General features: G+C 42.5%; 4 protein-coding genes. All 4 read right to left on the minus strand.

All coding sequences use genetic code 11. The features are described from left to right. On the minus strand, nt 1-232 hold a 232-nt coding region (locus tag ACFC3J_RS22700), incomplete at its 3' end, for a hypothetical protein (protein ID WP_375198174.1). A 14-nt stretch (nt 233-246) separates the two neighbouring features. Beyond that, nucleotides 247-528, minus strand: a complete 282-nt coding sequence (locus tag ACFC3J_RS22705) for a hypothetical protein (protein WP_353772359.1) — start codon at nt 526-528, stop codon at nt 247-249. A 90-nt stretch (nt 529-618) separates the two neighbouring features. Then, entirely contained in the window at nt 619-909 is a 291-nt protein-coding gene (locus ACFC3J_RS22710) for a hypothetical protein (protein WP_171505661.1), read from the minus strand. 11 nt (nt 910-920) lie between these two features. Then, nucleotides 921-1,238, minus strand: a 318-nt coding sequence (locus tag ACFC3J_RS22715) for a hypothetical protein (protein WP_375198175.1), incomplete at its 5' end; no start/stop codon positions are given.

Raw genomic sequence — 1,238 nt, forward strand, 5'->3', positions numbered from 1 at the left:
AAGTACACAATTCCCGTGTGCTGGTACTAAAGAGTTCACGGATAGCTGGTGTACCATCAGCAACAGCATCTAGGACTTGCTGCTTCATGCTATACGGTACTACCTTGTTAGCGTATGTAAACACTTTCTCCTGTCCGATATACATCTGTATCACGGGATAAATTTCACCCTGCGAGTGCACATGCACACCTGAACCCACGGAATCACCAAGCTTAATGCTGTAATCGCTCATGTTCTACCTCATCGTTAAGTTCGACCTGCAATTACACCATCAGAATAACCAAACTCGTAGCCCTCATCGTACGCACTCTCACACCCAGCTATGTAACCAGATTCATAACCCTCATCGTACGCACTATCAACGGCTTCCTCTAAACTACGAGCATACGTTAATACTTCGTTGTAGTATTCAATGAGCTCCTCTTGTAAAATCTCTTCGAGAACTTCTGTATCAAGTTTGTCAATACAAGTTCTGGTACGAACTTCCGCAATAATCTTTGCAGTTCTGTCCATAAAATCGTGTTTCATGTTGTAGCTCCTTTAGTATTTAATATTAGGTTTGTTTGTCTGTCTTACTGCCACAATTGAATTATATTTCAAATTTGATAGGGCTTGGTATCACCAGTCTAAAATAACATCATCGGTTACTCGGAAGCCATTATTGTCCTCAATGTAGGTAGGGTCGCTCCATTCGCAGGCGTATACTTCCTCACCATCTTCAAAGGCTTCTTGGTTTGTGATTTTCCAGATGACCGTATATTCTTCGCCGTCCTCATCTTTGGCGCGGGCTTCGTACCAATAATCCCAAAGCCCTGTTGAAAGCTCGTCGCCTTTCTCATCGTTAAATCGGTAAAAAGCGCCATCATAACCATCTAAATAGGCTCCTTTTGTTATTTTGATATGTTTCATTTGATTCTCCTTCACCATTTAATAATAAAACTGTTTGTGTACACCGCGTTATCAACGACATACCCAGCAAGTTTCAGACCAAATTGCAAACGCTCAATATCATAAGCGTAAGCTTCCAAGCGAATTGCTGCTGGATGTGCACCAGGAGCTAACTGCATTGCATTAGGTAATTGCACGAGTACCTCAGTACGGCTATCCATAGCAGCGTTTACTATGGCCTGCTGAATTTTAGCACATAACTGCATATGCAGTTCATCAGCCCTCTTCGCTTGTATACGTCTAACTACTGATACGTCTATCATGGTTTGCACTCCGGTTCTGACTTCAGG

This window comes from Sphingobium sp., from assembly GCF_041987595.1.
Lineage (GTDB): Bacteria > Pseudomonadota > Alphaproteobacteria > Sphingomonadales > Sphingomonadaceae > Sphingobium.

Bases quoted from the DNA above. Each gene is read 5' to 3' on its own strand.
- ACFC3J_RS22705 (WP_353772359.1), bottom strand. From the start codon at position 528: ATGAAACACGATTTTATGGACAGAACTGCAAAGATTATTGCGGAAGTT.
- ACFC3J_RS22710 (WP_171505661.1), bottom strand. From the start codon at position 909: ATGAAACATATCAAAATAACAAAAGGAGCCTATTTAGATGGTTATGAT.